4 protein-coding genes are annotated in these 2,694 nt (G+C 58.7%); all 4 read right to left on the minus strand.

Going from position 1 to position 2,694, the window contains the following annotated elements; all coding sequences use genetic code 11:
* Positions 1 to 228: 228 nt before the first annotated feature.
* Positions 229 to 885, minus strand: a complete 657-nt coding sequence (locus BM066_RS25645) for a nucleotidyltransferase family protein (RefSeq protein WP_143093825.1) — start codon at positions 883 to 885, stop codon at positions 229 to 231.
* 43 nt (positions 886 to 928) lie between these two features.
* Positions 929 to 1,399, minus strand: a complete 471-nt coding sequence (locus tag BM066_RS27445; protein ID WP_143093826.1) for an RHS repeat-associated core domain-containing protein — start codon at positions 1,397 to 1,399, stop codon at positions 929 to 931.
* Between the two features lie 108 nt (positions 1,400 to 1,507).
* Positions 1,508 to 1,873: an Imm8 family immunity protein gene (locus BM066_RS25650; RefSeq protein WP_018061519.1), complete on the minus strand. Its 366-nt coding sequence runs from the start codon at positions 1,871 to 1,873 to the stop codon at positions 1,508 to 1,510.
* Positions 1,873 to 2,694 (minus strand): RHS repeat-associated core domain-containing protein (locus BM066_RS27230; protein WP_255367728.1); only part of this gene is annotated, 822 nt, incomplete at its 5' end. The genes BM066_RS25650 and BM066_RS27230, both read right to left, overlap by 1 nt.

The following is a 2,694-nucleotide window of genomic DNA, read 5'->3' on the forward strand; positions in this document are numbered from 1 at the left end:
CCAAGGCTATGCCAAGGGCTCTCAAGATCATAACTCCGGTCGGTGCGTCCCAGCTTTGGTTAGCACCTATGCCACGCGATGTCCGACATCCACCCTTCCCCGCCCTTGGTGACGTCCGCTTTCGGCGCCTGCGGGAAACAATCGGCACCTCTGGGAAGCCCCAGGAAACTCCTGACATAGGTGCGCTGAAGCGGTAGGAACTGAGAACTACGCCTACGCCATGGCCCTCTAGAACCTCGTGTCACCAGCCGACGCCGTGAGCCGCAGCCACTCATAGCTGCCCTTGGCGGACTTCAACTCCTCATTTCGGAACATGCCAATCGCTTCGACTGCCGTCGCCCACGAGTGTTGAAGGTTCGTGCGGATCTGAACCTCGACGCGTCGTCCGTCGTACCCCTTCTTCTCGCCGCCCCCCCGATACTCGAACTTGAGATGATGAGAGCGGTAGCCGGTGGGGCGCGCGGCGTGGATGTAATCGTCCTCCGCCCAAATCACATGACGACAGCGCTCGCGCATCGCGCTGATCAGCGCCTGCGCGTCCTTCATTGAACCCATTATCGCGCGGCAGCCACCGAGGTCCTGAAAGGACTCGAGGCCGAGCGGATTTTTGCGGACGCTCATGCGCCGGAGCTTTCCCCTGATGGCGTTCATCCGCTTCAGTCTCGCCGCAGTAAAACCCTCCAGCTCGGTGTTGCGGATGTGCGCGCGAAGAGATTGGTGCAGGCTGCGCATTGGGTGCGCGTGAGAGTCCCGCCACTGGTTAGCGACGCTGAAGGCTTCGCGAATGCGGGGTTGGTTTTCCGCCGTCCAACTTAGATCGCCACCGATCACCTCGCCGGCGCGGCGGACCGCATCAATGTCGTATTCAGAGTCCAGCCCCTCCACACTGCCTCCCAGCTTGCAGGACGACCAGACGTCCTCGAACGCGCTATAAACAGCCAAAGGAAGGCAGAGCTTTCGTACAACTGCAAGGCGTTAAACCCATAACCTGGGTATGCTCATCGACATGTTCGTCGTGAGGTTTTGGCTCAACGTTGTCAGGCTCATTAGAGCCTCCCTCGCTAATCGGAACCCCGTGAGAGACATCCTGATTTCGTCCAGTTTTGGGGTCTTTTGGCCACGTCTGTCCCGTCGCCCTTTCCCAACGGCGTCGCGTCGTTGCCGGGTTTTCACGGCGCGGCTTCTTGGCAGCCAACTCATCGTCGGCCGTCAGCCCCGTAGGATCGGCCCGATTCAGCGGGTCGTTATCGACGTAGGCGTACCAGTTCAGCCCATCCTTGTAGCCGATGGGGTCGGTTTGGAGAGACTGATCCCCCTGACGCGCCCTGGTCGTACAGCGGCCGATTTTCCTAGGCGCGGCTTGGGCTTGCGGCGCGCGGTTTGACGGCGGTGCCGGCAAAAACCGATCTTCGCCCTAGAAGCGGTTTTCGGCACGTCGACTTGAAGCGAAATCTTGCGCGCCAGGACAAGCGCTCAAGAGCACTGGCTGAACGGAGAAGCTGAGGCGCTACATTCCCTCAAATTCCCAGATCGCGACCCCCTTCATCGCTTTTCCGAACTCACGCCAATCGTCAAAGGGTCCCAAGTTCCTCAATATTGAAGCCACCGCACGCTTGATACGATCCAAGTCAATCGTTTCTAGCAGCAGGATCGCCTCGCTTGCGAAATGAACGTCACCAAGGAAGAATTCCTTGGACCTATCCTGGACGTTTGCATCCCTCCACGCTCGGTCACACACGCCGATCTGAAAAAGATCCGCTCCAGGCCGCTCAGCTTCACCGATCTCTAAATGGAACCAGATGCAGCTTCCAATCGGGATCTCCGTACTGCCATCCCAATCAACCGACGAAATATCCTTCAGCTCTGGAGTCATTACGGCACCCATACATAAACGTGAACATTCACGTAGAACGGTAGATCTCGGGCAAGCCTAGCCTCCATGTTTCCGACCAAAACATGCGGGTTTGATGCGTATGACTTAGCCGTCGGATATCTAAATACGCGTAGGCCGTCTGCACTTTCCAAACCTTTTCCACCTTTCATCACACGAGCACCTGGACCGACAAAACCTGCCCCAATACCGCGAGCATGGGCGAGGCTGAAGGCTCCCGATAACTGCGTGTTCCGACCAAGCTCTCCCTTAAGTGCCTGTCGTATAGTTCCGGCAACTTCCGCGTCTAGTTGAGCAGAAGTTTGCTTTGGGGTGTCACCAGAAAGCGGCAAGGCTAGAGCGGCAGGCCCAAGGAAGCGCCAAGCTTTGAAGACACCTTCTATTTCTTGCTCAGCTGTCGGTTCTTGTGGCGGATTGTTGTGGCCAATGCCGGGCCGTTGCTCTGCGGCCTTACCAGGCCCGCCGCCACCGCCTTCATCGCCACCGCCGATGATCGTCGAGCAGCCCGTGACGTTGAAGTCGCTGTTGCACATCGAGGTGTCGTTACCGAACAGACCCGTCGGATCCACCCTATTCAGCGGGTCATTTCCCACATAGGCATACCAGTTGAGCCCATCGCCATATCCGATGGGGTCAGTCTGGAGAAACCGCCCCAGGGTCGGAGAATAGGCCCGGGCCTTGTAGTGGTACAGCCCCGCCTCCGGCAGCCAGATCTGGCCGGTGTATTGGAAGCGGCCAAGGTTGCCGGCGGCGGGAATGCCGTACTCATCATAGGTGTTGGTGGCGACCGCCGTCCCGGCCCC

The sequence above is a fragment of the Caulobacter sp. UNC279MFTsu5.1 genome (assembly GCF_900114015.1).
Classification (GTDB): Bacteria; Pseudomonadota; Alphaproteobacteria; order Caulobacterales; family Caulobacteraceae; genus Caulobacter.